23 protein-coding genes and 1 riboswitch are annotated in these 26957 nt (G+C 69.8%); of the genes, 4 read left to right on the forward strand and 19 right to left on the reverse strand.

The window, feature by feature from the left end; translation table 11 throughout:
* Window positions 1–22 precede the first annotated feature (22 nt).
* Window positions 23–116: riboswitch (TPP riboswitch) on the reverse strand.
* The 13 genes from TTH_RS09185 to TTH_RS09245 form a co-directional block, all read right to left on the reverse strand.
* Window positions 117–977, reverse strand: coding sequence for an alpha/beta fold hydrolase (locus TTH_RS09185; RefSeq protein WP_011228932.1), 861 nt, complete (start codon window positions 975–977; stop codon window positions 117–119).
* Window positions 947–1186, reverse strand: coding sequence for a hypothetical protein (locus TTH_RS09190; protein WP_011228933.1), 240 nt, complete (start codon window positions 1184–1186; stop codon window positions 947–949). The genes TTH_RS09185 and TTH_RS09190 overlap by 31 nt, the downstream gene beginning before the upstream one ends.
* The gene (locus TTH_RS09195; RefSeq protein WP_011173835.1) at window positions 1183–1785 is read right to left on the reverse strand and encodes a fuculose-1-phosphate aldolase; all 603 of its coding nucleotides are present in this window, start codon (window positions 1783–1785) and stop codon (window positions 1183–1185) included. Before TTH_RS09195 ends, TTH_RS09190 begins: the two co-directional genes overlap by 4 nt.
* 63 nt (window positions 1786–1848) lie before the next feature.
* The gene (gene rpoC / locus TTH_RS09200; protein ID WP_011228934.1) at window positions 1849–6423 is read right to left on the reverse strand and encodes a DNA-directed RNA polymerase subunit beta'; all 4575 of its coding nucleotides are present in this window, start codon (window positions 6421–6423) and stop codon (window positions 1849–1851) included.
* A gap of 29 nt (window positions 6424–6452) precedes the next feature.
* A complete protein-coding gene (rpoB, locus tag TTH_RS09205; RefSeq protein ID WP_011228935.1) occupies window positions 6453–9812 on the reverse strand; it encodes a DNA-directed RNA polymerase subunit beta in 3360 nt (1119 codons plus the stop codon).
* Window positions 9813–10001: 189 nt separating this feature from the next.
* Window positions 10002–10643, reverse strand: coding sequence for a S4 domain-containing protein (locus TTH_RS09210; RefSeq protein WP_011173838.1), 642 nt, complete (start codon window positions 10641–10643; stop codon window positions 10002–10004).
* Complete coding sequence (gene fabZ, locus TTH_RS09215) at window positions 10643–11071, reverse strand: 3-hydroxyacyl-ACP dehydratase FabZ (RefSeq protein WP_011173839.1); 429 nt, start codon at window positions 11069–11071, stop codon at window positions 10643–10645. Before fabZ ends, TTH_RS09210 begins: the two co-directional genes overlap by 1 nt.
* Window positions 11072–11077: 6 nt before the next feature.
* Window positions 11078–12115: a rod shape-determining protein gene (gene mreB / locus TTH_RS09220; protein ID WP_011173840.1), complete on the reverse strand. Its 1038-nt coding sequence runs from the start codon at window positions 12113–12115 to the stop codon at window positions 11078–11080.
* 11 nt (window positions 12116–12126) lie between these two features.
* Complete coding sequence (gene rny / locus TTH_RS09225) at window positions 12127–13851, reverse strand: ribonuclease Y (protein ID WP_011228936.1); 1725 nt, start codon at window positions 13849–13851, stop codon at window positions 12127–12129.
* Complete coding sequence (gene recA, locus TTH_RS09230) at window positions 13852–14874, reverse strand: recombinase RecA (RefSeq protein ID WP_011228937.1); 1023 nt, start codon at window positions 14872–14874, stop codon at window positions 13852–13854.
* Complete coding sequence (gene thpR / locus TTH_RS09235) at window positions 14825–15421, reverse strand: RNA 2',3'-cyclic phosphodiesterase (protein WP_011173843.1); 597 nt, start codon at window positions 15419–15421, stop codon at window positions 14825–14827. Before thpR ends, recA begins: the two co-directional genes overlap by 50 nt.
* Entirely contained in the window at window positions 15418–16602 is a 1185-nt protein-coding gene (locus TTH_RS09240; RefSeq protein ID WP_011228938.1) for a CinA family nicotinamide mononucleotide deamidase-related protein, read from the reverse strand. Before TTH_RS09240 ends, thpR begins: the two co-directional genes overlap by 4 nt.
* Window positions 16575–17351: a YgfZ family protein gene (locus TTH_RS09245; protein WP_041443580.1), complete on the reverse strand. Its 777-nt coding sequence runs from the start codon at window positions 17349–17351 to the stop codon at window positions 16575–16577. The genes TTH_RS09240 and TTH_RS09245 overlap by 28 nt, the downstream gene beginning before the upstream one ends.
* A gap of 39 nt (window positions 17352–17390) precedes the next feature.
* Here TTH_RS09245 and TTH_RS09250 point away from each other — a divergent pair, with 39 nt between their 5' ends.
* Together TTH_RS09250 and TTH_RS09255 are read left to right on the forward strand one after the other, a co-directional pair.
* Entirely contained in the window at window positions 17391–18440 is a 1050-nt protein-coding gene (locus tag TTH_RS09250) for an MFS transporter (RefSeq protein ID WP_011173846.1), read from the forward strand.
* Entirely contained in the window at window positions 18433–19059 is a 627-nt protein-coding gene (locus tag TTH_RS09255; RefSeq protein WP_011228939.1) for an HAD family hydrolase, read from the forward strand. The genes TTH_RS09250 and TTH_RS09255 overlap by 8 nt, the downstream gene beginning before the upstream one ends.
* Here TTH_RS09255 and TTH_RS09260 read toward each other — a convergent pair.
* Together TTH_RS09260 and TTH_RS09265 are read right to left on the reverse strand one after the other, a co-directional pair.
* Window positions 19045–20130, reverse strand: coding sequence for an enolase C-terminal domain-like protein (locus tag TTH_RS09260; protein ID WP_164926074.1), 1086 nt, complete (start codon window positions 20128–20130; stop codon window positions 19045–19047). The two genes, TTH_RS09255 and TTH_RS09260, sit on opposite strands and share 15 nt — an antisense overlap.
* A 17-nt stretch (window positions 20131–20147) precedes the next feature.
* The gene (locus tag TTH_RS09265; protein WP_011228941.1) at window positions 20148–20861 is read right to left on the reverse strand and encodes a DEAD/DEAH box helicase family protein; all 714 of its coding nucleotides are present in this window, start codon (window positions 20859–20861) and stop codon (window positions 20148–20150) included.
* Window positions 20862–20893: 32 nt separating this feature from the next.
* On the opposite strand from TTH_RS09265, the gene TTH_RS09270 reads away from it, so the two are divergent.
* Both TTH_RS09270 and TTH_RS09275 read left to right on the forward strand, forming a co-directional pair.
* Complete coding sequence (locus tag TTH_RS09270; RefSeq protein ID WP_008633771.1) at window positions 20894–21391, forward strand: hypothetical protein; 498 nt, start codon at window positions 20894–20896, stop codon at window positions 21389–21391.
* Between the two features lie 3 nt (window positions 21392–21394).
* The gene (locus TTH_RS09275; protein WP_011228942.1) at window positions 21395–22240 is read left to right on the forward strand and encodes a carbohydrate ABC transporter permease; all 846 of its coding nucleotides are present in this window, start codon (window positions 21395–21397) and stop codon (window positions 22238–22240) included.
* Here the strand turns inward: TTH_RS09275 and mltG are convergent.
* The 4 genes from mltG to alaS are packed head-to-tail and all read right to left on the reverse strand — an operon-like array spanning window position 22219 to window position 26951.
* Window positions 22219–23238, reverse strand: coding sequence for an endolytic transglycosylase MltG (gene mltG, locus TTH_RS09280; RefSeq protein WP_024119531.1), 1020 nt, complete (start codon window positions 23236–23238; stop codon window positions 22219–22221). The genes TTH_RS09275 and mltG overlap by 22 nt on opposite strands.
* Window positions 23222–23629 (reverse strand): Holliday junction resolvase RuvX, encoded by a 408-nt coding sequence (gene ruvX / locus TTH_RS09285; RefSeq protein WP_011173853.1) that lies wholly within the window; start codon window positions 23627–23629, stop codon window positions 23222–23224. The genes mltG and ruvX overlap by 17 nt, the downstream gene beginning before the upstream one ends.
* Window positions 23610–24293: a hypothetical protein gene (locus tag TTH_RS09290; protein ID WP_011228944.1), complete on the reverse strand. Its 684-nt coding sequence runs from the start codon at window positions 24291–24293 to the stop codon at window positions 23610–23612. The genes ruvX and TTH_RS09290 overlap by 20 nt, the downstream gene beginning before the upstream one ends.
* Before the next feature lie 9 nt (window positions 24294–24302).
* The gene (alaS, locus tag TTH_RS09295) at window positions 24303–26951 is read right to left on the reverse strand and encodes an alanine--tRNA ligase (RefSeq protein WP_011228945.1); all 2649 of its coding nucleotides are present in this window, start codon (window positions 26949–26951) and stop codon (window positions 24303–24305) included.
* Between the last annotated feature and the right edge of the window lie 6 nt (window positions 26952–26957).

Below are 26957 nucleotides of genomic sequence, written 5' to 3' on the forward strand. Positions count from 1 at the left end.
CGCGCCCCTCCTTGTCACCGGGAGGGGATGGCCGTCACCTTCCCTACGCCGGCATGACCCGGATCAGGTTCCAAGGGTATGCTCTCAGCCCCTTTGGGGCACCCCCGGTGACGGCCTCAGTCTACCAGAGGCCCGCGGAGGGCGGGGACCAAGGCGGCGAGGGCCTCCTTGAAGGCCTCCTCAAAGGCCTCGGGGGCGTCAATCCAGAGGTAGTGGCCCGCCTCCGGGAGGACCCGGATGGGGGCGCGGAGCCTCGAGGCCACCTCCTCGGCGTAGGGGTAGCTCGTCCCGTCCCGCTCCCCCACGAGGACGTAGAGGGGGCGGCGCTCCGGGGTGAGGTAAGGGGTGTAGTCCAGGCGCCAAAGCCCGTTGCGCAGGAAGGCGAGGCCGGGCGCGTCCGAACCCAAAATCCCCGCCCCCTCGGCGAGCCACTCGTAGGCCATCCGCCCCCGGGGGGTGGGGAACATGAGGCGGTCAAAGAGGGCCTTGGGCTCCTCCCGCTTGAGGGCCTCCTTGAGGTTCTCCTCCGGGTCGGGGAGGGGGGCAAGCCCCGCCGCCTCCGCCAGGCGGGCGGCGAGCCAAGGGAAGTTGACCCAGGGAGCGAGGAGGATGGCCCCTTCCGCCTGGGGAAAGCGCCTGAGCACCTCCAGGGCCACCACCGCTCCGAAGCCGTGGGCGAGGAGGCCGAAGCGCTCAACCCCCAAGGCCTCGGCGAGGAGGAGGGTGTCCTCCACCAACGCGTCCACGGTGAAGAGCCTGGGGTCTTGGGGAAGCTCCAGGCTCCGCCCCGAGCCCCGCTGGTCAAAGTAGACCACGCGGAAGCCCTCCAGGTAGTCCTGGAGGCCTTCCCGCAGGACGTAGGCGTTCCCCCCGGGACCGCCGTGGAGGACGAAGAGGGCGGGCCCCTCCACGGGACCCACGTCCTCCACGTAAAGCTCCGCCTCCCCTACGGGGACGTACCCGATCTCTTCCCGCATCCCCTATAGACTACCCCATCCTCCAGGCGGAAGGCCCAGACCCTGACCCCGGGCACGGCCTCGGCCCGGGCCCGGGCCTCCTCCCCGGCCCCGAGGACCTGGAGGAGGAAGACCCCTTCGCCCTCGAGGAGCCAGTAGGGATGGGGCAGGGCCTCCGCCAGGGCCACCAGGGCCTCCCGGTCCTTCCCCTCCACGAAGAGGACCCTCATTCCCCACCCCCCAAGGCGGGCCCCGCCCCCTGCCAGAGGCGGTGGTAGAGGAGGATCTGGGCGCTCTCCTCCAGGGTGGTCATGAGGCCGTAGGCCTCGAGAAGGGCCTCCTCCGGGGCCTCCTTCAGGCCCACGGCGAAGGCCCCGTGCCCCCTCAGGAGGCAGGCCCGGTGCTCCCGCAAGGCCTCGGCCACGCTCAAGGCCGCCTCCTCCGTGGCGGAGACCGTCTTGGGGGCGAGGACCGGGACCTCCTTCAGGTAGTGCTGGCCCTCGAGGTCCAAAGGCCTTAGGCGGGAGAGGTGGAAGGAGAGGGCCACGGCCACCCGGGGGTGGGCGTGGACCAGGGCCCGGGCCCCGGTCCTGCGGTAGACCTCCCGGTGGACCACGCTCTCCACGCTCGCCCCTTCGGGGATGGGCCCTTCCAAGGGCACCTCCAGGAGGTCCTCCGGGGTGAGCCTCGCCTTCTGCACCCCGCTTTTGGTGATGAGGAACCCCCCCTTGGTGCGCACGGAGAAGTTCCCGGCCGTGGCGGAGATGAGGCCCTGGGCGAAGAGGTCCTCGCCCACCTGACGGAACGCGGCGTACAACCGGGCGCGCACGGGCCCATTATGCCGGAAAAAGGCCCCCGGGGAAACCGGGGGCCTCCACCTTGCGGGGCGGGCTTAAGCCTGCTTGCCGGGCTGCTCCCGCTTGACCCCGCGCCGGGCGGCGGGCCGCTCCTTGGCCTCCACCGCCTCCTTGCGGGCCTCCTCAATGGCCTTCAGGGTCTTCTGGTCCACCACCTGGGTGAAGCGGACGAAGTCCGAACCCGTGCCCGCCGGGATCAGGCGGCCCAGGATGACGTTCTCCTTGAGGCCGATGAGCTCGTCCTTCTTCCCGGCGATGGCCGCCTCGGTGAGGACGTGGGTGGTGTTCTGGAAGCTGGCGGCGGAGAGCCAGCTCTTGGTGGAGAGGGCGCTCTTCGTGACCCCCATGAGGAGGGGCTTCCAGGCCACCGGGGTCTTGCCCTCGGCGATGAGCCTCTCGTTCAGGGCCTCCACGTCCCACTTCTCCAGGACCTGGCCCTCGAGGAGGCGGCTGTCCCCGGGGTCGGTGACCTCCACGTACTTCATCATCTGCCGGACCACGATCTCAATGTGCTTGTCGTGCAGCTTCACGCCCTGGGCCCGGTAGACCTTCTGGATCTCCTCCACCAGGTAGCGCTCCACCGCCTCGGGGCCCTTGGCCTCCAAGAGCTGGTGGGGGTCAATGGCCCCGCGGGTGAGGGGCTGGCCCGCCTCCACGTAGTCCCCGTCCTTGACGAGAAGGCGCGCCTCCTTGGGGAGCTTGTACTCCTTGGAGAAGCCCTCGGACTCCACGAAGACGGAGAGCTTCTCCTCCGTCTCCTCAATGCGCACCACCCCGTCAATCTCGGAGATCACCGCCTTGGCCTTGGGGCGCCGGGCCTCAAAGAGCTCAATGACGCGGGGCAGACCCTGGGTGATGTCCGCGGCCCCGGCCACGCCGCCCGTGTGGAAGGTGCGCATGGTGAGCTGGGTGCCGGGCTCGCCGATGGACTGGGCGGCCACGATGCCCACCGCCTCGCCGATGGAGACGGGCCGGGCCATGGAGAGGTCGTACCCGTAGCACTTCTGGCAGACCCCGTAGCGGGTCTGGCAGGTGAGGGGGCTGCGGACGGGCACCTCCTGGATCTCCCCGGCCTCGGCGGCCTTGATGAGGAGGTGGACGTCGTCCATGGAGAGGTAGCGGCCCTCCTCGAGGCGCACCCCCAGGACCTCCACCTCCCGGGCCAGGACGCGCCCGTAGAGGCCCGCCTCAATGTCCGCGCGCTTCCTCAGGCGCAAGGAGCGGGTCACCTCGTCGGGCTGGAAGAGGGGAACGGAGATGTAGTTGGTGGTGCCGCAGTCCGCCTCCCGCACCACGATCTCGTGGGTCACGTCCACGAGCTTGCGGGTGAGGTAGCCGGAGTCGGCGGTGCGGAGGGCGGTGTCCGCCCCGCCCTTACGGGCCCCGTGGCTGGAGATGAAGTACTCCAAGACGGTGAGGCCCTCGCGGAAGGAGGAGCGCACCGGCACCTCAAAGGTCTCGCCCGAGGGCTTCTGCATGAGGCCGCGCAGGCCGCAGAGCTGGCGGATCTGCTGCGGGTTGCCCCGGGCCCCGGACTGGGCCATGACGTAGAGGGGGTTGAAGGGGTAGTTCTCCTCAAAGTTCTTGAAGACCGCCTGGGTGACCTTCTCCGTGGTCTCGGTCCAGAGCTGGAGGATCTGGTCGTACCGCTCCCGGTCGGTGAGGAAGCCCATCTCGTAGGCCTGCTCAATCTGGAGGAGCTTGCGGTCGGCCTCCTCCAGGTACTGCTTCTTCTCCTCCGGGATCACGGCGTCGTCAATGCCGATGGTGATGCCGCTCGTGGTGGAGAAGGTGAAGCCGTAGTACTTGAGGGCGTCCAGGAGCCTGGCGGTCTTCTCCATCCCCAGGCGGAGGAAGGCCTGGTAGACCAGGTCCTTGAGGGAGTTCTTCTCCTGGGGCACGTCCAGCTGGATGAGCTCCCAGGCCACCTTCTCGTCCTCCACCGCCTCGGCCACGATGCGGGCGAAGAGGATGCGGCCCGGGCTCGTCTCCAGCCGCTTGCCCATGTAGCGGACGGTGACCACGTCCTGCAGGTCCACGATGCCGTGGGCCACGGCGAGGAGGGCCTCGTCGGGGTTGGCGAAGACGTACTTGAGCCGGCCCACGCTGGTCTCCCTGCCCGCCACCTTGATGGGGGCGTTCAGGGCCACCTCTCCCCGCTCGTGGGCGGCCAGGGCCTCCTCGGGGGTGGCGAACTCCAGGCCCGCCCCCTTCTTCTCCTTGCGCACCTGGGTGATGTAGTAGAGGCCCAGGATGATGTCCCGGCTGGGCTTGGCCAGGGGCTCCCCGGAGGCCGGGGAGAGGAGGTTGTGGGCGGAGAGCATCTGGATGCGGGCCTCGGCCTGGGCGAAGGAGGAGAGGGGGACGTGGACGGCCATCTGGTCCCCGTCAAAGTCGGCGTTGAAGGCCTCGCAGACCAGGGGGTGGAGCTGGATGGACTGCCCCTCCACCAAGACGGGCTGGAAGGCCTGGATGCCCAAGCGGTGCAGGGTGGGGGCGCGGTTCAAGAGGACCACCTTGCCGTGGATCACCTCCTCCAAGGCGTCCCACACCTCGTCCTTGATGTCCCGCTGGCGCTCCAGCATGCGCCGCGCCGCCTTGACGTTGGGGGCGATGCCCTTCTCCTCCATCTTCTTGAGGAGGAAGGGCTTGAAGAGCTCCAGGGCCATCCGCTTGGGCAGGCCGCACTGGTGGAGCTTGAGCTGGGGCCCCACCACGATCACGCTCCGGCCCGAGTAGTCCACCCGCTTGCCCAAGAGGTTCTGGCGGAAGCGGCCCTGCTTGCCGGAGAGGATGTCGGTGAGGCTACGGAGGGGCCGGTCGGAGCCGGGGTTGGTCACGGGAGCGCCGCGGCGGCCGTTGTCCAGGAGGGCGTCCACCGCCTCCTGGAGCATCCGCTTCTCGTTGCGGATGATGATCTCGGGGGCCCCCTGGGCCAAGAGCTTCTTCAGCCGGTTGTTGCGGTTGATGAGGCGGCGGTAGAGGTCGTTGAGGTCGCTCGTGGCGAAGCGGCCGCCGTCCACCTGGACCATGGGCCGGAGGTCCGGGGGAAGGACGGGGACGGCCTCGAGGATCATCCACTCGGGCCGGTTCCCCGAGTCCAGGAAGGCCCGCACCACCTCCAGGCGCTTCCTGGCCTTGGCCCGCCGGGCCCGGGAGGGGTGCTTCATCTCCTCCAGAAGCTCCTTCTCCAGGGCCTCGAGGTCCAGCTCCTTGAGGAGCTGCTGGATGGCCTCGGCCCCCATGCGGGCGTCAATGTCGTAGGACTCCACCACCCGGACCACGTTGCGGACCAGGTCCACCTCCACCCGGCCGTAGACGTCGCTTTTGACCTTGCCCCCGTCGGCGAGGACGTCCCCCGGGGCCACCCGGTCCCCGGTGGAAACCTCCACGTCGTCCTCAAAGGGGTAGACCCGGGCCTTGACCACCAGGATGCTGGCGGGCTCGTGGAGGTGGACCACCCCCTCGGCCTCGGCGATGACCTCCTCCTCGGGGTCAATGGCGGCCACGATCTTGTCCCCCGCCTCCACCCGGGCCCCCTCGGGGACCACCACGTTCATGTGGGGCTGGACGCGGTAGTCCTTGGGCTCCGTCCACTCCAGGAAGAGGGTGAGGTAGACCGTCTCCCCCTCCTCCTCCGCCTCCACCTGGGCGGCCCGGACCTGGCGGGGCATGCGGAGAAGGCCCTTGGCCTCGGCCAGGGGCTGGCCCTTCTCCACGATCTCCCCGTGGACCACGAGGGGCGTCATGCCCACGGGGAGGAAGTAGGTGGCCACCGGCTCGTCCTCCCGGCGGAGGACGAGGAAAGCCCCTTCCTCCAGCTCCTTAAGCTCCACCACGCCCTCCTCCTCGGCCCGGAAGAGGTAGGGCTCGGGGAGCTCGGCGAGGATTTCGCCGGGCTTGTAGGCCTCCTTCTCCACCCAGGCGGCGAGGGGAAGCCTGAGCCCGGCCCGCTCCTTCTTCACGTACTCCACCCGGACGCGGCGGGGGAAGCGGTAGAGGGCCACGCCGTCCAGGCGGCTCACCACCCCGGGGGCAAGCTCCTGGCCCTTTACCACCTCCTCCCCGTCCTTCACCAGCGCGTCCACCCCGGGGGGCAGGGGGTAGGTCTCCTGCTTGCCGTAGCGGAGCTCCCGGTACTCCTCGTCGGTGAGGAGCTGGCGCTTCTCCACCGGGACCCCGTTCAGGATGGCCCCCTTGGGATCCAAGACGATGTACTTGCTGAAGTAGAGGACCTGCTCCAGCTCGGTGGCGGAAAGGTCCAGGAGGGTCCCGATCTTGGAGGGGACGTCCTTGACGAACCAGATGTGGGCGGCGGGGGTGGCGAGCTCAATGTGCCCCATGCGGTAGCGGCGGACGATGCTCTTCGTCACCTCCACGCCACACCGCTCGCACACCTTGCCCTCAAAGCGCTGGCGCTTGTACTTGCCGCAGGCGCACTCGTAGTCCTTGATGGGGCCGAAGATGCGCTCGTCAAAGAGGCCGTCCCGCTCGGGCTTGAGGGTGCGGTAGTTGATGGTCTCGGGCTTCTCCACCTCCCCGTAGCTCCAGGAGCGGATCTTCTCCGGGGAGGCCAAAGCGATGCGAACCTTACGAACCTCTTTTTTCATGCTTCACCTCGGGGGAACCGCCTTCACCCTCACCGCTTGGAGGCCAACCCCTCAAAGATGTCCACGGGGTTGTCCTTCTCGTCCAGGGTCTGCACGTCCAAGGCCAAGGCCTGGAGCTCCTTCACCAGCACGCGGAAGGACTCGGGGACGCTGGGCTCGGGAACGTCCTCCCCCTTGATGATGGCCTCGTAGGCGGCGTTCCTGCCCTCAATGTCGTCGGACTTAAGGGTGAGCATCTCCTGGAGGGTGTGGGCCGCCCCATAGGCCTCGAGGGCCCAGACCTCCATCTCCCCGAAGCGCTGGCCGCCGAACTGGGCCTTCCCGCCCAGGGGCTGCTGGGTGATGAGGGAGTAGGGCCCCGTGGAGCGGGCGTGCATCTTGTCCTCCACCATGTGGTAGAGCTTCATGATGAACATCTGTCCCACCACGATGGGGCCCTCAATGGGCTCGCCCGTGCGGCCGTCGTAGAGGACCACCTTGCCCTGGAGGAAGAGCTCCTTAAGCTGCTCCTCCGGGGTCTTGCCCGGGGTGACGAGGCCGAGCTTCTCCGCCCGGCGGAGGACCTCCACCTCCCGCTTGTCCACGCCGAAGCCCTCGCCCTTGCGCTTGCCGAAGTAGACCTCAAAGGCCTGGGCGAGGAGCTCCTTGATCTCGGGCTCCTTGGCCCCGTCAAAGATGGGGGAGATGTAGCGCTGGCCCAGGAAGTACCCGGCGAGGCCCAGGTGGGTCTCCAGGATCTGCCCCAGGTTCATCCGGCTGGGGACGCCCAGGGGGTTCAGGATCACGTCCACGGGGGTGCCGTCGGGCAGGTGGGGCATGTCCTCCACGGGGAGGATCTTGGCCACCACCCCCTTGTTCCCGTGGCGGTTGGCGAGCTTGTCCCCCACCTGGAGCTTGCGCTTCTGGGCCACGTAGACCCGGACCACCTCCCGCACCCCGGGCTTGAGCTCCACCCCGGGGTCGCCCCGCCGCAGCCGGACGGTGCGGACCACGATCCCCCCTTCGCCGGGCGGCACCCGGAGGGAGGTGTCCTTCACGTCCCGGGCCTTCTCGCCGAAGATGGAGCGGAGGAGCCTCTCCTCGGGGGTGGGCTCGGACTCGCCCTTGAAGCTGGTCCGCCCCACGAGGATGTCCCCGGGCTTCACCTCGGCGCCGATGCGCACCACGCCCTCCTCGTCCAGGTCCCTTAGGGCGGCCTCGGAGAGGTGGGGGATGTCCCGGGTGATCCGCTCGGGGCCAAGCTTGGTGTCCCGGGCCTCAATCTCGTAGCGCTCAATGTGGATGGAGGTGTAGAAGTCCCGCTTGAGGAGCTCCTCGCTGATGACGATGGCGTCCTCAAAGTTGTACCCGTCAAAGGGCATGATGGCCACGAGGACGTTCTGCCCCAGGGCCAGGAAGCCGTTCTCGGAGGCGGGGCCGTCGGCGAGGAGGTCCCCTTTGCGCACCCGCTGCCCCACCACCACCCGGGGGCGCTGGTCCAGGGCCGTACCCTGGTTGGAGCGGTAGAAGCGGCGCAAGGGGTACTCCACCAGGCGGCCGTCCTCGTAGCGCACGACGATGCGGTTGCCGTCCACCTTGGCCACCTCCCCGTCCTCCTCGGCGTAGAGGGCGGCCAGGGAGTCCCGCACCACCCGCTCCTCGAGGCCCGTCATCACCACGGGGGCCTGGGCCCGGATGAGGGGCACGGCCTGGGTCTGCATGTTGGAGCCCATGAGGGCCCGGTTGGCGTCGTCGTGCTCCAGGAAGGGAATGAGGTTGGTGTTCACGGAGAAGACCTGCTTGGGGGAGACGTCCATGAACTCCACCTCTTCCGGGCTCACGATCACGGGCTCCCCCTTCCTCCGGGCCACCACCCGCTCGGCCGCGATCCGGTTCCCCTCCAGGGGGGTGTTGGCCTGGGCGATGGTGTAGCGGTCCTCCTCGGTGGCCGTCATGTAGACCACCTCGTCGGTGACCACCCCGCCCACCACCCGGCGGTAGGGGGTGCGGATGAAGCCCAGCTCGTCCACCCGGGCGTAGGCCGCCAAGGAGGTGATGAGGCCGATGTTGGCGCCCTCGGGGGTCTCCACGGGGCAGATGCGCCCGTAGTGGGTGCGGTGGACGTCGCGCACGTCAAACCCCGCCCGCTCCCGGGTGAGGCCGCCCGGGCCCAGGGCGGAGATCCGCCGCTTGTGGCGCAGGGAGGAGAGGGGGTTGGTCTCGTCCTTGAACTGGGAAAGCTGGCTGCGGCTGAAGAACTCCCGGATGGCGGCCTCCAAGGGGCGGCTGTTCACCAGCTTGGCCGGGGTGAGGCTGTCCTCCGAGCCCATGAGCATCCGCTCCCGCACCCCCCGGGCGAGGCGGGCGAGCCCCACCCGGAACTGGTCGGTCATGAGCTCCCCCACGGTGCGGATGCGGCGGTTGCCCAGGTGGTCAATGTCGTCCACCTCGTGGCCCGGGACCCCGGCGGTGAGGGCGAAGAGGTAGCGGAGGGTGGGGAGGAAGACCTCGTCCTTGAACTCCCCGTCCTCAAAGCGGGCCAGGGTGCGGCCCGAGAGGCGGATCCCCAGCTTCTCCTCCGCCTTGTACCGCCCGGCCTCGCCCAGGTCGTACCGCCTGGGGTCGGCGATGAGGCCGTAGACGTAGGCCACGGCCTTGTCCCGCTTGGGCGGGTCCCCGGGGCGGAGGAGGGTGAAGAGGCGGATCAGAGCCTCCTCGGGGCGCATGGCGAAGACGCTCTCGTCCATGAGGCCCTGGACCAGCTCCCCGTAGGCCCCAAGCTCCCGGGCCAGGGTCTCCTGGTCGTACCCCAGGACCCGAAGGAGGAGGACCAGGGGGAACTTCCGCTTGTTGACCTTCATGGAGACGACGCCGTTCGGCTCCACCTCCAGGTCAATCCAGGGGCCCCGCTTGGGCAGGGGGATGATGCTGGCGATGTAGCGCCCGGGCCGGGCGGGGTCGGGGGTGAAGTAGACCCCGGGGGAGCGGTGGATCTGGGAGACGATGACCCGGTCGGCCCCGTTGATGATGAAGGAGCCGTCCTCGGTCATCAGGGGGATGTGCCCCAGGAAGACCTCGTCCTCCTTGATGAGGCCCGTGTCCTTGTGGATGAGCTGGAGCCGGGCGTAGAGGGGGGCCTGGTAGGTGAGGTCCTTCTCCCGGCACTCGTCCTGGGGGAAGGGGGGCTCGCCCAGGCGGTACTCCAGGAAGTCCAGCACCAAACCGCCCTTGCCCTTGTCCTCCTCCTCAATGGGGAAGGTCTCCCGGAAGGCCGCCTGGATGCCGACGTTCTCCCGCTTCTCCGGGGGGACGTCGGCCTGCAGGGCCCTGCGGTAGGACTCCACCTGGATCTCGGTGAGGGGTGGAAGGGGGATAACCTCTCGGATGCGACCGAACCGCTTGATCTCCATGCGTCACCTCAAGGAAGGCGGGCCGCCCGAGGTAAGCTAACAGGGTTCTTCCGCAAGGGGGCCATCCCCTTGCGGCGGCTGGCTCTTACCGTGCTCCCTTGGCCCGACCAAAGAGCACAAACCCTAATCTATACCGGAATGCCCACTTCCGTCAATCCGGCTCGCCGAAAACGGGACCGATTCCTCCTCCTACCGCTCCACCTCCACCTTGATTTTATAGTTGCCCCGCACCGTCTTGCCAACCACCTCCAGGAGCCTGAGGGTCCCGAGCCCCTCCGCGAAGAGCAGGTCCCCGGGGGCGAGCTCGTCCTTGGGGGAGGCGGGCCTCCCCTTGAGGCGCACCTTGCCCGCCTTGACCCCCTGGGCGAAGTAGGACCGGGAGACGCCGAAGCCCTTGGCCCCCACGGCGTCCACCCGCAAGGAGGGGACGACCAGGGTGCGCACCCGCTCCCTAGGGGGCCTCAGGGCCCCTTCGGGAGGGGGAAGGAGGCGGTAGCCCTGGGCCTCGAGGGCCTTCCTCCCTTCGGGGAGGAGGGCGGCCAGAACCCCCTCCTCCACCTCCTCCACCTCGCCCAAAACCTCCCCCAGGTCGGCGGGCGGGGGGCGGTCCAGGAGGACCACCTCCACGGGGTCGGAGACGGAGGGCACCTCCTCGGGGTAGAGGACGGCCACCTTGCGCTCCGCCAGGGGAAAGCCGCCGAAGAAGGCCACCCGGATCCCCTCCCGGCGGGCCATCTCCTCCAGGCGGGCCTGGTCCTCGGGGTCCAGGAAGCCCGTGCGCACCACCCGGCCGCCCCGGGCCCGCTTGAGGTAGCGCTCCAGGTCCGCCATCAAGAGGCCCCCTGGAGGACGAAGGTCAGGGTGGCGCTCGCCCGCTCCTCCCCCTCCACCAGGGCCCGCACCGCCACCTTGCCCACGCCCCGGCGGAAGGCGAGGAGCTCCCCCTCGAGGATCAGGGTGTCCCCCGGGTAGACGGGCCGCCGGAACCGGGCCCCCTCCACCCCGGCGAGGAAGGCGAGGCCCCCTTGGGGAAAGCCCGGCTGGCGCACCAGCGCCCCCACGGCCGCCTGGGCCATGGCCTCCAGGATCAGCACCCCGGGCATGACGGGGTGGCCGGGGAAGTGCCCCTGGAAGTGGGGCTCGTTGAAGGTCACGTTCTTGAGGGCCTTGAAGCGCCTCTCGTCCGCCTCCAGCACCCGGTCCACGAGGAGAAAGGGGTAGCGATGGGGCAGGACCTTGAGGATCTCCCGGATGTCCACAGGGCCTCACCTCCTCAGGACGTCGTCGGAGGAGAGGATGGTGTCCTCGAGGACGTGGAGCATCTCCAGGGCCTTCCCAGTGCCCAGGGCCACGGCCTCAATGGGGTTCTCCGCCACCACCACGGGGACGCCGGTGGCCTCCTGCAGGGCCACGTCCAGGTTCCTAAGGAGGGCCCCGCCCCCGGTGAGGAGGATGCCCCGCTCGTAGATGTCCGAGGCAAGCTCCGGGGGAGTGCTCTCCAGGACGTTCCTCACCCCCTGGAAGATCTTGCTCAAGGGCTCCTGGAGGGCCTCCACGATGTCCTCGGCGGGGATCTCGGCGGTGCGGGGAAGGCCGGTGAGGAGGTCCCGGCCCCGGACCTCGGCCACCTCCTTCTCCTCCCCGGGGAGGAGCTTGGCCCGGCCCAGCCGGATCTTGAGCTCCTCGGCGGTGCGCTCCCCGATGAGGAGGTTGTACTTCTGGCGGATGTGGAGGATGATGGCCTGGTCCATCTCGTTCCCGGCGATGCGGAGACTCTCCGAGCGCACGATCCCGCCCAAGGAGATGACGGCGATGTCCGTGGAGCCGCCCCCGATGTCCACCACCATGCTCCCCGTGGGCTCGGCCACGTTGATCCCCGCCCCGATGGCGGCCGCCAAGGGTTCCTCAATGAGGTAGACCTTGTGGGCCAGGGTGGAGACGGCCTGGACCACGGCCCGCCGCTCCACGTCCGTCACCCCGGAGGGAACCCCCACCATGATCCGCACCCGCCCCTTGAAGAGGCGGCTCATGGGGGAAAGGACCTTCTGCAGGAAGAGGAGGAGCATCTTCTCCGTGAGGGCGTAGTCGGCGATGACCCCGTCCTTGAGGGGGCGCACGGCCACGATGTTCCCGGGGGTGCGCCCGAGCATCCGGTAGGCCTCCGCCCCCACGGCCTTCACCTCCCGTTTCCCCTGGACCACGGCGATGACGGAGGGCTCCTTCAGGACGATCCCCTTCCCCCGCACGTAGATGAGGACGCTGGCCGTCCCCAGGTCAATGCCGATGTCTTCGCCTTTAAGCATAGCGCCTCACTTCACCTAGCGTACTCCACCGCCCGGGTCTCCCGCACCACGGTCACCTGGACCTGGCCCGGGTAGTTCATCTCCTTCTCAATGCGGCTCGCGATCTCCCGGGCCAGGAGGGTGGCCTTGGCGTCGCTGATCTTCTCCGGCTTGACGATGACCCGCACCTCCCGGCCCGCCTGCACGGCGAAGGCCGTCTCCACCCCGGGGAAGGAGAGGGCGATGCGCTCCAGGGCCTCCAGGCGCTGGAGGTACTCCTCGAGGCTCTCCCGCCTCGCCCCGGGCCGCGCCGCCGAGAGGGCGTCGGCCGCGGCCACCAAGACGGCGTAGAGGGTCTCGGCGTTGTCGGGGTCGTGGTGGTGGGCGATGGCGTCCACCACCTCCTTGGGCTCCCCGAAGCGCCTCGCCAGGGCGATGCCGATCTCCACGTGGCTTCCCTCCACCTCCCGGTCCACGCTCTTGCCGATGTCGTGGAGGAGCCCGGCCCGCCGGGCCAAAGCGGCGTCCAGGCCGAGCTCCGCCGCCATGATCCCGGCGAGGTGGGCCACCTGGATGGAGTGCTTGAGGACGTTCTGGCCGTAGCTGGAGCGGAAGTGGAGCCGGCCCAAAAGCTGGATGAGGCCGGGCTTCAGGCCCACCACCCCCGCCTCCAAGGCCGCCTCCTCCCCGCGCTCGTAGATGAAGGTCTTCATCTCCTGCTTGGCCTTCTCCACCACCTCCTCAATGCGGCTCGGGTGGATGCGGCCGTCCTTCAAGAGCTCCTCCAGGGCCATGCGGGCGATCTCGCGGCGGATGGGGTTGAAGGAGGAGAGGAGGACGGCGTCCGGGGTGTCGTCAATGATGAGGTCCACCCCCGTCAGGGCCTCAAAGGCGCGGATGTTCCGCCCCTCCCGGCCGATGATCCGCCCCTTCATGGCGTCGGAGGGGATGGGCACCACGGTCACGGCGAGCTGGGCCGCGGTCTCCGAGGCCTGGCGCTGCATGGCCTGGGCCAGGATCTTCTGCGCCTCCCGCCGGGCCTCGAGGCGGGCCCGCTCCAAGGCGGCCCGCACCCTCTGGGCCTTCTCCTCCTCCAGCTCCCGGTCCAGGCGCTCCAGGACGAGCCTGCGGGCCTCCTCGGGGGTGAGGCCCGCCACCTCGTAGAGCCTCCGCTCCACCTCCTTAAGCCGCTCCTCCAGGGCCCTGGCCTCCGCCTTGAGCGCCTCCTCCTTGCGGACAAGCTCCGCCTCCGCCTCCTCCAGCCGCGCCGCCCTGGCGTCCAGGGCCTCGGCCCGCTTGGCGAGCCGCTCCCCCTCCCGGCGGAGCTCCTCCCGCTCCGCCTTGAGGCGCTCCCGCTCCTCCTTGAGCTCCTCCTGGAGGGACCTCAGGCGCTCCCGCTCGGCGCGAAGCTCCTCCCGCTCCGCCTTGAGGCGTTCCCCCGCCTCCTCCAGGCGCTTTTTGGCCTCGGCCTCGGCGGCCTCGAGGCGGCGCCTGAGCTCCGCCTCCACCTCCTCCCGCTGGGCCTTGGCCCGGGCCTCCGCCTCCTGGCGCAGGGCCTTGGCCTCCTGGCGGGCGGCCTCCAGGATGTCCCGGGCCTCCTTCCGCGCGGCCTCCAGGACCTCCCGGGCCTCCCGCCTCGCCGCCTCCAGGAGCTCCCGGGCCTCCTGGGCCGAGCGGTCCTCCCCCTTCCGCCTAAGGAGGAGAACCCCCCCAAGCCCCAGGACCAGGAGCAGAAGAACCAGGTCCAGAAGGGACATCTACTCCCCCTCGTCCTCGCCCGCGGCCAGGACCACCTGGTCCGAGCGCTCCAAGACCTTGGCGCGGATCTCCTCCAAAAGCTCGGGCCGCTCCCGCAGGGCCTCGGCCGCCTTCTCCTTCCCCTGGCCCAGGCGGAGCTCCCCGTAGGAGAACCAGGACCCGGCCTTCTCAATGACCCCCGCGGCCACGGCCACGTTCACCAGGTCGGCCACCGGGTCCAGGCCCCGGCCGAAGTAGATCTCCAGCTCCGCCTCGCGGAAGGGGGGGGCGAGCTTGTTCTTCACCACCTTGACCCGCACCTTGACGCCCACGGCCTCGTTCCCCACCTTGATGGGCTGGCCGCTTTTGCGCACGTCCAGGCGCACGCTGGCGTAGAACTTCAGCGCCCTCCCCCCCGGGGTGGTCTCGGGGTTGCCGTACGTGACCCCCACCTTCTCCCGCACCTGGTTGATGAAGATGGCGGCGGTGTTGCTCTTGGCGAGCACCGCGGTGAGCTTGCGGAGGGCCTGGCTCATGAGCCGGGCCTGGAGGCCCACGTGCTGGTCCCCCATCTCCCCCTCAATCTCCGCCCGGGGGACCAAGGCGGCCACCGAGTCCACCACGATCACGTCCACCGCCCCCGAGCGGGCGAGGAGCTCCACGATCTCCAGGGCCTGCTCGCCCGTGTCGGGCTGGGAGACCAGGAGGTCCTCCACCTGGACGCCGAGGCGCTGGGCGTACAGGGGGTCCAGGGCGTGCTCCGCATCCACGAAGGCGGCCACCCCGCCCCGCCTCTGGGCCTGGGCGATGATGGTGAGGGCGAGGGTGGTCTTGCCCCCGGACTCGGGGCCATAGATCTCCACGATCCGCCCCCGGGGGATGCCGCCGATCCCCAGGGCGAGGTCTAGGGCGAGGGAGCCGGTGGGGATCACGTCCACCTGCTGCTTGGGCATCTCGCCCAGCCGCATCACCGCCCCCTTGCCGAACTCCTTCTCAATCGCCTTCAGGGCGTTCTCCAGGGCCTTGCGCTTGCTCTCGTCCATGCTCACCTCTCAGGGAAAACTTCTCCAAAACGGTGTACACCGGCCCCTTGGGCTTAAGCTCCGAGCGCACCAGGGCGAAGCCCTCCACCGGCCACTCCAGGCCGAAGAGGACGGGGGGCACCCGGGGCGCCGGGGCCTTCCTGCGGGCCAGGGTGATGTGGGGCTTGAAGGGCTTGTCCCAGCCAGGGATCCTCACCGCCTCCTCGCCCAGAAGCTCCTCCACCCCGGCGCGAAGCCCCTCGGCGAGGCGGAGGAAGCCCTCGGCCTCCGCCTTGGCGAACCAGACCCGGGGGGTTCCTTCGTTGGGGAAGTAGCCCGTCCCGCGAAGCCGCGCCCGGAAGGGGGCCTCGAGGCGGGCGAGCCTGTGGCCCAGGGCCAGGTAGTCGGGAAGCTCCTCCTCGGGCCGCTCGCCCAGGAAGAGGAGGGTCAGGTGGAGCTGGTGGGGAGGGACGGGCTTCCAGCCGCGAAAAGGGCGGACCTTGGTCTGGGCTTCCACCAGGGCCGCCCGGACCTCCTCGGGTAAAAAGACCGCGTAGAAGAGCCTCATGTCACAAGGAGCGCCAAAGCCGCGTAGACGCTTCTTAAGCGCACGGTCTCCCGGTCTCCCGGGAAGCGGTAGCGCCGCACCTCCGCGCCCGTGGGGCCCGCCAGGGCCACGTAGACCGTGCCCGGGGGCTCTCCCTCCAGGGGGTCCGGCCCCGCGACCCCGGTGGTGGCCAGGGCGTAGGTGGACCCGAAGAGGGACCGCGCCGCCTCCGCCATAGCCCGGGCGGTCTCGGCGGAGACCGTCCGGGAGAGGAGGTCCTGAGGCACCCCGAAGCGGGCCTTGGCCCCTACGGAGTAGGATACCACGCCCCCCAGATAGAAGCGGCTCGCCCCCGGCACGCGGGTGATCTCCGCCCCCAGAAGCCCCCCGGTGAGGCTCTCCATGGTGGAAAGGGTGGCCCCCTCCCGCTCCATGCGCCTTTTCACCGCCTCGGCGAGGGTCATCTCCCCCTCGCCCCAGACCTCCTTAAGAAGCTTTTTCTTGATCCGCTCGGCGAGCTCCGCCACCCGGTCCTCCCGGCCCCGGACCACCACCTCCACCCCGTGGACCTTGGGGTAGGTGCCCACCTCCACCTCCTCCCCCCGGACGAAGAGGGGGCCAAGCCGCTCCACGATCTCCGACTCCCCGATGCCCCAGGTTTTCAAGACCCTTTCGGCGTAGGGCCTTCGCGGCAGGCCCAGGCGGGGCAGGACCTCCTGCCACATGGGGCGCCACTCGGGAGGGGGCCCGGGGAGGAGGACCAGGTCCTTGCCCCCTTTGCGCACCCACCACCCGGGGGCGGTGCCCCGGGGGTTTTTGAGCCAGGTGGCGGAGGGGATCCGCATGGCCTGCTTGCGGTTGGCCTCGGGCATGGCCCGGCCCCGGGCGCGGAAGAAGGCCTCAATCTCCCCAAGCACGGCCTCGTCCAGCTCCAAAGGCTCCCCCAAGGCCAGGGCCACCGCCTCCCGGGTCACGTCGTCCGGGGTGGGGCCGAGGCCGCCGGAGAGGACCACAAGCCTGGCCCGGGCGAAGGCCTCCTCCACCTCCCGGGCCAGGGGCGCCACCTCGTCCGCCACCCTCAGGGTCCTCTCCACCTTGAGGGCGTAGGGCTTGAGGCTTCTTGCGATCTCCGCCGTGTTGGTGTCCAGGGTCTCCCCGTAGAGGAGCTCGGTGCCTACCCCGAGGATCTCTGCCCGCTCCATGCCGCCTCCTTAAAGGGGAGGGCCTCCACGCGGTACCGCCCCCCGCCTCCTTCCACCTCCGCCCCCACGGGCACCTCCTTCCGCACCACGGCGAGGCCCAGGAGGCCGAAGGGGGTTTCTAAAAGGCGCTTCGCCTCGCCCACGCGCTTTCCCTCCAGGGTGAGGGCCGCCGGGGCCTCGCCCCCCTCCAGGGCCCTCAGGCCCACGAGGCGGTAGGGCACCTCCTTTCCCTCGGTCCTGGCCATGATCTCCTGGCCCACGTAGCACCCCTTGCCGTAGTCCACCAGATGGAGGAGGCCCACGCTCTGGGGGAGTTCCCCCTGGATGTCCGAGAGGAGGGGGAGGCCCTTGAGGAGGGTGTAGAGGGGGTAAAGCTCGGCGGGAAGCGCCCCTTCGGCCCTCTCCCCCACCTCCTCGCGGCCGTCCGCGTGGAGGAGGCGGAAGAGGGGAAGCGCCACAAGCTCCACCTGGTCAAAGACGATGTAGCGGCGGAGGCGCCTTTCCAGGCCCTCGAGGCTCCCCCAAGGGGCGAGGAGGAAGCCCTCGGGGTGGGGAAAGAGGGTCGCCGCCTCCTCAATCTGGCCCTTGTGGTTGAGGAAGAGGACCCCGGAAGGGCCCGAAAGCCGCCGCAGGTCCCGGGTGCCCTGCCCCTGGAGGAAGGAAAAAGCGTCAGGGCCCCGGAGGAGGAGCACCCCGGGGAAGGCGAAGAAGCCTTCGCCGGAAAGGGCTTGGGCCAAAAGCCGCTCCATCCTCCCCATTATTGACCAAAGGGTCACCCAGGGGAGAGAATGCGGTCCGTGCGCTTTCTCGCCGGCTCCTTCCTCGCCCTCTTCCTCGTGGGGGTGATCGTGGCCCTCCCCGGGGCGGCCCTGCCCTACTGGCGGGAGCGGTACGGGACGGAAGAGGGGGCCTCCCTCTACTTCGCCGCCCTCCTCCTCGGCCTCCTCCTCGGGGTGCGCCTGGGGCAGCAGGAGAGGCGCCACCCCCTCCTTCCCCTGGCCCTGGGCCTGGTGGGCCTCGCCTTCCTCGGCCTTCCTTTCGCGCCCTCCTACGCCTGGATGGCGCTCCTGGCCTTCCTCCTCGGCCTGGGGGAGGGGGTGATGAACGTCCACGGGAACAGCCTCGTGGGGGAGCTTTACCCGGAAAGGCGGGTGGAGCTTTTGAACCGGGTCAACGTGGCCTTCGGCCTGGGGGCGGTCCTCACCCCCTTGGCCTTGGGCTCGCTCCCCTACGCCGCCTTTCTGGCCCTGGCGGGCCTTCTCGCCTTCGTCACAAGCGCCCTCGTCCTCGGGGCGCCTCCGGCGGAAAAGCCTAAGGAAAGGCCCCGGGGGGCCCTCTGGCCCTTCCTCCTCGCCGTGGGGCTCTACACGGGCCTCGAGGGGGCCCTGGCCACCTGGAACCGGGTCTGGCTGGAGGCCCTGGGCCACGCCACGGCCCTAGGCGGCCTCCTCCTCACCCTCTACTGGCTCTTCCTCGCCTTGGGCAGGCTCCTCCTCGCAGGAAGAGTGGCCAAGGACCCCTTGAGGGCCCTCCGGGGGCTTCTCCTCGGGGTGATGGGCCTCCTCCTCTTAAACTTCCTCCCCCAGACCGCCCTCCTCTTCCCCCTCGCGGGCTTCCTCCTCGGCCCCCTCTTCTCCACCCTCTTCGCCCTGGTCCAGGCCCGCTTCGGCCACCGGGCCCTGGGCGGGCTCATGTACGCCGGGGCGGCGGGGAGCACCCTGATCCCCGGGCTTTTCGCCCTCCTGCCCGACCGGGGGATCCCCTTGGGGCTCTTCGCCCTAAGCCTCGCCCTCTACCTCCTCCTCCGGGGCGCGGAGCGGGAGGTGGTCCGTGCTTAAGGCGGTCCTCTTTGACCTGGACGGCACCCTGGCCGACACCGACCCCCTGCACCTCCTCGCCTGGCGGGAGGTCCTGGCGCCCTACGGCCTCAAGGTGGACCCCGCCTTCTACCGGGAAAGGATCTCGGGGAGGCTGAACCCGGAGATCGTCCGCGACCTCCTGGGCCTGGAGGGCAAGGAGGCGGAAAGGCTCATCGCGGCCAAGGAGGCCCGCTTCCGGGCCCTCGCCCAGGGGCTAAGGCCCACCCCGGGGCTTCCGGAATTTTTGGAGCGAATCAGGGAAAAGGGGCTCCTCTGGGGCGTGGTGACCAACGCCCCCAAGGAAAACGCCCGCCACGTCCTCGAGGCCCTGGGCCTGAGGCCGCCCCTCCTGGTCCTGGCGGAGGAGGTGGGCCGGGGGAAGCCCGACCCCCTTCCCTACCAACTGGCCCTAAGGCGCCTCGGGGTGGCCCCCGAGGAAGCCCTGGCCTTTGAGGACTCCCCTTCCGGGGTGAGAAGCGCCGTGGGGGCGGGGATCCCCACCTACGGCCTCCTCACGGGGCATAAGGGGGAGGCTCTTTTGCAGGCGGGAGCCAAGGGGGTGTTCCGGGACTTCCGGGAAGCCCTAGGCCTCCTTTAGGGCGTACCGGGCGAAGGCCTCCTCGTCAAAGCGGGCCTCCACCAGGTCCTCCCAGTAGAGCCACCCCTCGCGGAAGGGGGGAAAGGGGAAGAAGCCGCCCTCGGCCTTGAGGTGGAAGGCGAGCTCGCAAGGCTCCGTCACCCCCTGTTGGAAGGCGAGGAGGGCGGACTGGTAGGCCCCGAAGGCGCTTTGCGCCTGGCTTCCCACCATGGCCTTTTTGCCCCTCTCCCGGGCAAGGGCGAGCATCTCCAGGGTCCAGGTGACGCCCGTGCGGGCGGGCTTGAGGTTTAGGACGTCAAAGGTGTTGAGCGCAAGCTCCCGCTTGAGGTCCTTCGGGGTCATGGCCGCGTCGTCGGCGATGAGGGAGAGGATCCCCTTCTCCCTCAAGGCCCGCCTCGCCTCCACCTCCTCCACGGGCAAGGGCTCCTCCACGTAGCGGAGGCCGAGCTCCTTCCAGGCCAAGAGGTAGCGCTCGGCCTCCTTGGGGGGAAGGGACTCGTTGGCGTCGGCGTAGAGCTCGGCCTCGGGGAAGGCCTCCTTCAGGCGGAGGATGCGGCGGGTGTCCGCCTCCAGGTCCCGCCCCACCTTCACCTTGAAGACCCGGACCCCCGCCCCAAAGGCCATGCGGGCGTCCTCCAGGACCTCGTCCTCCTCCCCGAGGCCCAGGATGTAGGCCACCCGCACCCGGTGCTTGGCGGGCTTGAGGACCTGGTAGAGCTCCTCCCCCTCGCTCCTCGCCCACGCCTCCCAGAGGGCGGTGTCCAGGGCGCCCTTGAGGCCGAAGTTAAAGGGGAAGGCCTCGAGGACCGCCCGGATCCCCTCCTGGTCGTCGGCCTCGAGGCCCAAAAGCCTCGGCCTCAGGTACTCAAGCCCCGCCCTCACGCTCCCCAGGGTCTCCCCGTAGATGGTGGGGCGGATGGCCACCTCGGCCCGGCCTATGGAGCCGTCGGAAAGCTCCACCTCCAAAAGGGCGTGCTCCAGGGCGGCGAGCTCCGAGGACTTCCCCCAGCGCAAGGGGGCCTTCAGGGGGATGCGGAAGGGGATGAGGCGCAGGTCCCGTACCGTCGGCATAGCCCCCATTCTACGCGCTAGCGAAGCCCCTCCTGGAGGAAGCGCCGCACCGCCAGGACCTCCTCCTCGGGAGAGAGGGCCTCCGTGTCCAGGACCAAGGCCCTGGGGTGGCCCTCGAGGAGGCGTAAAGGCCCCTCGGGATCATAGTTTTTCTTCTCCTCGGCCACGATCTTGAGCTTGGCGAGGACCTCCTCGAGGGGAGCAAGGGAAAGGGCCTCGGCGAGCTCCTCCTCCGTGAGGACCCCTTGGGCCAGGGCCTTAAGGCGGGCCTCCTCCTCAGGGGCGAGGCGCACCCGGTCAAAGGCGTCTTGGCGGGAGAGGAGCCGCTTAAGCCGGGTGGCCTCCCGGGCGTGGAGGAGGACGAAGCGGGCCCTGGGGAGGTGCTCCAGGGCGTAGGCCACCTCCCCTTCCCCCCTCAGGCCGTCAAAGAGGAGGAGGGGCTTCGGGGGCACGTACCCCCGGGCGAGGACCTCCGCCACCCCCCCGGGGAACTCCTCCCGGAAGCGCCGGGTGAGGCGGAAGCGCTCCTCCCGGGGGATGGGAGGCTCTGCCCCGTAGCGGGGGAGGACGAAGCGGTCCACGAGCTCCCGGCGGTCGGGGAGCCGGGGAAGGCCCAGGGCCTCCACCAGGGTGCTCTTCCCCACCCCGGTGAGGCCCACGAGGACGAGGAGGGGCGCCTCCCTCGCGGGGACGAGGGAGGGCGCAGGCTCCAGGGAGAAGGCCACCTCCATGCCCCCATGCTACCTGGTAGGATAGGAGGGCTATGAAGCGGCTTTTCGCCCTTCTCGGCCTCGCCCTAGGCCTCGCCCTGGCCCAGGCCCCCGCCTACCCGGAGAACACCCTGGGCTTGGGCTACGCTCCGGACAGGGGCTTTTACCTCCAAGGAAGCGCCCTCCTGCCCTTTAGCCCCTTGGGGCTGGACACCGGCCTGGACGCCCAGGTCCTCCTTTCCCAGAGCCCTGAGGCCTACGCCCTCCTCAAGGCCAACCTCTTCCCCGGGCTTGTGGTGGAGGGCCTCTTCGCCTCGGTGGGCCTGGGCCTGGACCTCCGCTACCCCTTTGGGGCCCACCTCGGCCCCCTCGCCAGCCTGGAGCTTCCCGGCGGAGCCCTCTCCTTAGGCCTCGGCCTCGGCTACCAGGCGGGGGCGGGCCTCCATCTGGCCTGGGGCGCGGGGTTCAGGCTCTACCTGGAGCCCCTGGCCCTCGAGGTTTCCGCCTCGGACCGCTACCCCTTCCTCCTCTCCCTCCTCTACCTCTGGTAGCCCGTGCGGAAGAAGCTTCCCCTCCTCCTCTTCTCCCTGCCGGCCCTCCTTCCCCTCCTCCTCTTCGTCCTCTACCCCTTCCTGGAGGTGGTCCGGTTCTCCACCTGGGACTGGTCGGGGCTTTCCGAGCCCAGGCCCGTGGGGCTCAAGAACTACCAGACCCTCTTCCAGGACCCCGCCTTCTGGAAAAGCCTCCTCGTGACCCTGGGGTTCATGCTCCTCGCCCTTCCCCCCTTCCTCGCCCTCTCCTTGGTCTTGGCCGTGGTCCTGGACGGCCTCCCCTACGAGCGCCTGGCCAAGAGCCTCCTCTTCCTGCCGGGCCTCGTCACCCTGGGGGGAGCGACCCTCTCCTGGTACACCCTCTTCACCCCGGAGTACGGGGCCTTAGCCCAGTTCCTCCCCATCCCCCCCTGGGACCGGGAGGGGTTCTGGGCCCTCCTCATGGTCGTCCTCTTCACCCTGTGGCGCCACCTGGGCTACGGGGTCCTGGTGGCCTCGGCCAGGCTCAAGGCCATCCCCAAGACCCTCCTGGAGGCCGCCTACGTGGACGGGGCCGGGCCTTTGGAGGCCTTCCGCTACGTGGTCCTGCCCCTGATGCGGCCCGCGGTGGCCTTCCTCCTGGTGGTGGGGACGATCCTCTCCCTGCAGTCCTACGCCGCCGTCTTCCTCCTCACCCGGGGGGGGCCCTACGGGGCCACGCGGGTCCTCGGCTACTACCTCTACGAGGCGGGGTTTGAGAACTTCCGCTTGGGGTACGCGGCGGCCATCACCGTGGTCCTCCTCGTCCTCACCCTCCTCTTCGCCTACGCCCAGCTCCGCCTCCTCCGTCACGGGGACGGGGAGGCGTAGCGGTAGCGGGCGAGGTCCCGGAGGTGGCCCGCAAAGTCCACGTTCAGGTAAAGCCGCCCCTGGGCGTGGAAGAAGTAGAGGTAGGGGCGGCCCCTTTCGTCCTGGCGCACCGGGTTCAAGACGGCGAGGAGGGCCTTCCGCCCGGGGTTGGCGATGGGCCCCGGGGGAAGGCCGCCGTAGCGGTAGGTGTTGTAGGGGGAGTCCACCTGGAAGTCCCCCGCCTCCCGGGAAAGCTCCGGGAGCCTCTTCCCCAAGGCGTAGGCCACCGTGGGGTCGGCCTGGAGGGGCATGCCCCGCTCCAGGCGGTTCAGGAAGACCCCGGCGATATAGGGCATCTCCTCGGCGCTTCCCGCCTCCTTCTCCACGATGGAGGCCAGGGTGACCCAGGCGTGGACGGAAAGCCCCCGCTCCTCTAGAAGCCTCTGCACCGGGGGGGTGAGCTCCGCCTCAAAGCGGCGGAGCATGGCCCGCACCACCTCCTCGGGGGTGGCGAGGAGGTCAAAGGTGTAGGTGGCGGGGAAGAGGTAGCCCTCCAGGGTCCGCCCCTCCACGTAGGGGGGCTTCAGGGCCCCCGGGCGTTCCACGAGCCTGAGGAAGCCCTCCCCGTCAAGCCCCGCCTGGGAGAGCCTCCGGGCGTAGTCCACCGCCCTCTCCCCCTCGGGGAAGGTGAGGGTGACGCTTAGGGGCTTCACGCCCCCGGTGAGGGCCCGGGCCAGGCGGAAGGCCCCCTCGCCCTTCAGGCGGTAGACCCCGGGGACGAGGCGCTTCGCCCGGCCCGAGAAGCGGAGGTAGGCGGAAAAGGCGTGGCCCGAGCGCAGAAGCCCCGCCTCCTCCAAAATCCTCGCCACCTCCGCCCCCGTGGCCCCCCGGGGAATGCGCACCACGGCCTCCCTTCCCGTGGGGCCGAGAAGCCAGAGGGCGTAGAGGAGGAGGAGGAGGAAGGTGAGGAAGAGGGCCACCACCCCACGCCGAAGCCAGTTCCTAGATCCCTCGGGCAAGGTAGTCCTCCAGAAGCACCACGGCCGCGAGCTCGTCCAGCTTCCCCTTGTCCCGGCGAAGCCGCTTGGGGGCGTGCTTGAGGCGTTCCTGGGCGAGCTTGGTGGTGAAGCGCTCGTCCCATAGCTCCACCTCCACCCCCCTGGCCCTCAAGGCCTCCACCAGGGGGAGGACCTTCCCCGCCTGGGCGCTCTCCTTGAGGTCGGTGCGCAAGGGGAGGCCCACCACGAGCTTTCCCAAACCCTCCCGCCGCACGAAGTCCAGGAGGGCCTCCACGTCCTCCTCCAGGGTCTTGCGCACCAGGTACCCCCGGCCCGAGGCCAAGGGGACCCCCTCCTCCCCCACGGCGAGGCCGATCCGGGCCTCCCCCACGTCAAGCGCGCCCACCCGCATAGGCCACGCTCCCGTCCGCGAGAAGGACCCCCAGGTAAAGGAGGCCCACGCCCAAGGCCCTTCCCGCCTCCTCGAGGCCCGCCACCCCGAAGCGGTTTAGGGCGCTGGTGGAGGCGAGGACCAGGGTGGCGAGGAGGATGAGGGCCGTGCCCCGGGCCCGCAAAGGGTTTTGGCGCCGGAAGAGGAGGGTGGTATAGAGGGCCACCCCGGCCATGAGGAGGGTGCCGAGGAGGTTAAAGGGGAGGGTCCAGAGCCTGGGCGAGGTGAGGCCAGGTGGGGGGAAGGCCGCCCCCAGGGGGGCGTAGGGCTCGGGAAGGCGGGCGAAGTCCAGGGGGGCCGAGGCCACCAGGTAAAGGCCCCAAAGGAAGAGGGGGCTTAGGGCGAGGAGGAGCCCCCGGGCCGCCCTGGGCCTGAGGAGGGCGAGGCTTCCCAGGCCCAGGAAGGTCACCCCGTGCATCGCCCCGGTGAGGTACCAGAGGCGGTAGAGGAAGGGGCTCCAGCCCCCCTGGAGTCGGGCGAGGAGCTCGGCGGAGACCGCCAGGGCGAAGAAGAGGAGGCCGAGGCTGTAGAGGGCGTTGTGGAGGGAAGGCCTCCTCCGAAACCGCCCGAAGGTGAGGGCGAAGAGGGCCCAGGAGAGGGCCGTGGCCAAGAGGCCGAGGACCATGCCCCCATTCTAGGGGAGGAGGCCGGGGAGGGCCTCCCGGGCCTTCCTGGGGTCCAGGCCGCCCCCCTGGGCCAGGGCCCCCTTGCCCCCGCCCCGGCCCCCCGCCTTCTCCGCGAGGGCCCGGAAGAGGGCCCCCGCCTCGAGGCCCATTCCCTGGGCCTTCGGGGAGAGCTTCAGCACCGCCTGCCCCCCCGAAAGCACCAGGGCCACGTCCGCCCCCCGGGCCACCAGGTCGTCCGCCGCCTGGCGGAGGGCCTTGGCGTCCAAGCCGGGAAGCTCCGCCACCGTCCACCTGAGCCCCCCCTTCTCCTCCAGGGAAGCCCCCCCGCCGCCCCCCAAGGCCGCCTGGACCAGGCGGGCCTTGAGGCTTTCCACCTCCCGCTCCTTCTCCTTGAGCTCGGCAAGGAGCTTCTCCAGCCTTTCCTCCAGGGCGGCCTCCCCCACCTCGAGGCGCTCGGCGAGGGCCTTCAGGCGGTTCAGGCTCCCGCGGGCGAAGCGGATGGCCTCCTCCCCCGTCACCGCCTCTATGCGGCGCACCCCGGCGGAGACCGCCTCCTCGCTCCTTATGAGGAAGGCCCCGATCTCCCCGGTGCGGCGCACGTGGCAGCCGCCGCAGAGCTCCTTGGACTCAAGGCCCTCTAGGGGGCTTCCCTCCACCCGCACCACGCGGACCACCTCCCCGTACTTCTCCCCGAAGAGGGCCATGGCCCCCTCCTTCCTCGCCTCCTCCAGGGGCATGTAGCGCCAGGTCACGGGGAAGTCGGCCATGATCCAGCGGTTCACCAAAAGCTCCACCCGCTCAAGCTCCTCGGGCTTCAGGGGCTCGGGGTGGGTGAAGTCAAAGCGGAGCCTATCCGGGGCCACGAGGCTTCCCGCCTGGCGCACGTGGGGGCCGAGGACGGCCCTTAACGCCGCGTGGAGGAGGTGGGTGGCGGTGTGGTTCCGCTCCGTGTCCCGCCTCCTCGGGTCCACCACCGCCCGCACCCTCTCCCCTACCCTCAGCACCCCTTCCTCCACCCGGGCCTTGTGGAGGAAGATCCCCCGCTCCGTCTTCCTCGTGGTCTCCACCCGGGCCCGGCCCCCAGGCCACTCCAAGAGGCCGAAGTCCCCGATCTGCCCGCCCCCCTCGGCGTAGAAGGGGGTCTTGTCCAGGACCACCTGGACCTCGGTGCCGGGCCCCGCCTCCAAAAGGCTTTGGTCCCCGGCGAGGAGGGCCAGGACCTCGGCCTCGGCCTCGAGGGCGTTGTAGCCCAAAAACTCCGTGGCCCCCCGCTCGGCGTAGAGCTCCTCCAGGACCTGGGCGCCCTTCTTGAAGATCTCCCGCTCAAAGGCCATGGCGGCCCGGGAGCGGCTTTGCTGCTCCTCCATGGCCTTCTGAAAGCCCTCCGTGTCCACGCCATAGCCCCTTTCCGCGGCGATCTCCACGGTGAGGTCCAGGGGGAAGCCGTAGGTGTCGTAGAGCCTGAAGGCCTCCTTCCCGGGAAGGACCTCCCCGGGCTTGAGGCCGGAGAGGAGGGCGTCCAGGCGCTTGAGGCCCCCCTCCAGGGTCTCCAGGAAGCGCTCCTCCTCGAGGCGGATCTGCTTCTCCACCGCGGGCAGGTTCTCCCGCATCTCCGGGTAGAAGTCCCCGAGGAGCTCGGCCACCAGGGGGGCGAGCCTGTGCAGGAAGGGGTCGGAAAGCCCCAGGAGGTAGCCGTGCCTTAGGGCCCGGCGGAGGAGGCGCCGGATCACGTAGCCCCGCCCGGTGTTGGAGAAGGTGGCCCCGTCGGAGAGGGCCGCCACCACGGCCCGGACGTGGTCGGCGATCACCCGGTGGCTCACGCTCGTCTTCCCCTCGTAGGGCCTGCCGCTCATCCGGGCCACTTCCTGGATGATGGGGAAGAAAGTGTCCGTGCGGTAGAAGTCCTCCACGTCCTGGAGGATGGCCGCCACCCGGTAGAGGCCCATGCCCGTGTCAATGTTCTTCTGGGGCAGGGGCTTGAGGATCCCGGGCCCGGGGATGGGGCCCTGGCGGTCGTACTGGGTGAAGACCAGGTTCCAGATCTCCACGAACCGGTCCCCGCTCCCCGTGTTGGGGCCGGTCTCGTCCGGGGTGCCGTAGGCCGGGCCCCGGTCGTAGAAGATCTCCGAGCAGGGACCAGAAGGCCCGTTCGGCCCGTGGGTGATGGCCCCGCCCGGCCAGTAGTTCTCGTCCTCGCCGAAGCGGCCGATTCTCTCCTCGGGGACCCCCACGAGGTCGCGCCAGATCTCGTAGGCCTCGTCGTCGTCCTCAAAGACCGTGACCCAGAGGCGCCCGGGGTCAAGCTTGAGGTGCTCGGTGAGGAACTCCCAGGCCCAGAGGATGGCCTCCTTCTTGAAGTAGTCCCCGAAGGAGAAGTTGCCCAGCATCTCAAAGTAGGTGTTGTGCCGGCTGGTGCGGCCCACGTTCTCTATGTCCCCCACCCTCAGGCACTCCTGGCAGGTGGTGACCCTGCGCCACTCCCTACCCCCGAAGATGGGCTTCGCCCCCAGGAAGTAAGGCTTTAGGGGGGCCATCCCCGCGGAGGTGAAGAGGAGGGAGGGGTCGTCCTCGGGGATGAGGCTGAAGGAGGGGAGGCGCAAATGCCCCTTGCCCTCAAAGAAAGAGAGGAACTTCTCGCGGATCTCCGCCGTGCGCATGGCTTT

Source organism: Thermus thermophilus HB8 (assembly GCF_000091545.1).
In the GTDB taxonomy this organism is placed as follows: domain Bacteria; phylum Deinococcota; class Deinococci; order Deinococcales; family Thermaceae; genus Thermus; species Thermus thermophilus.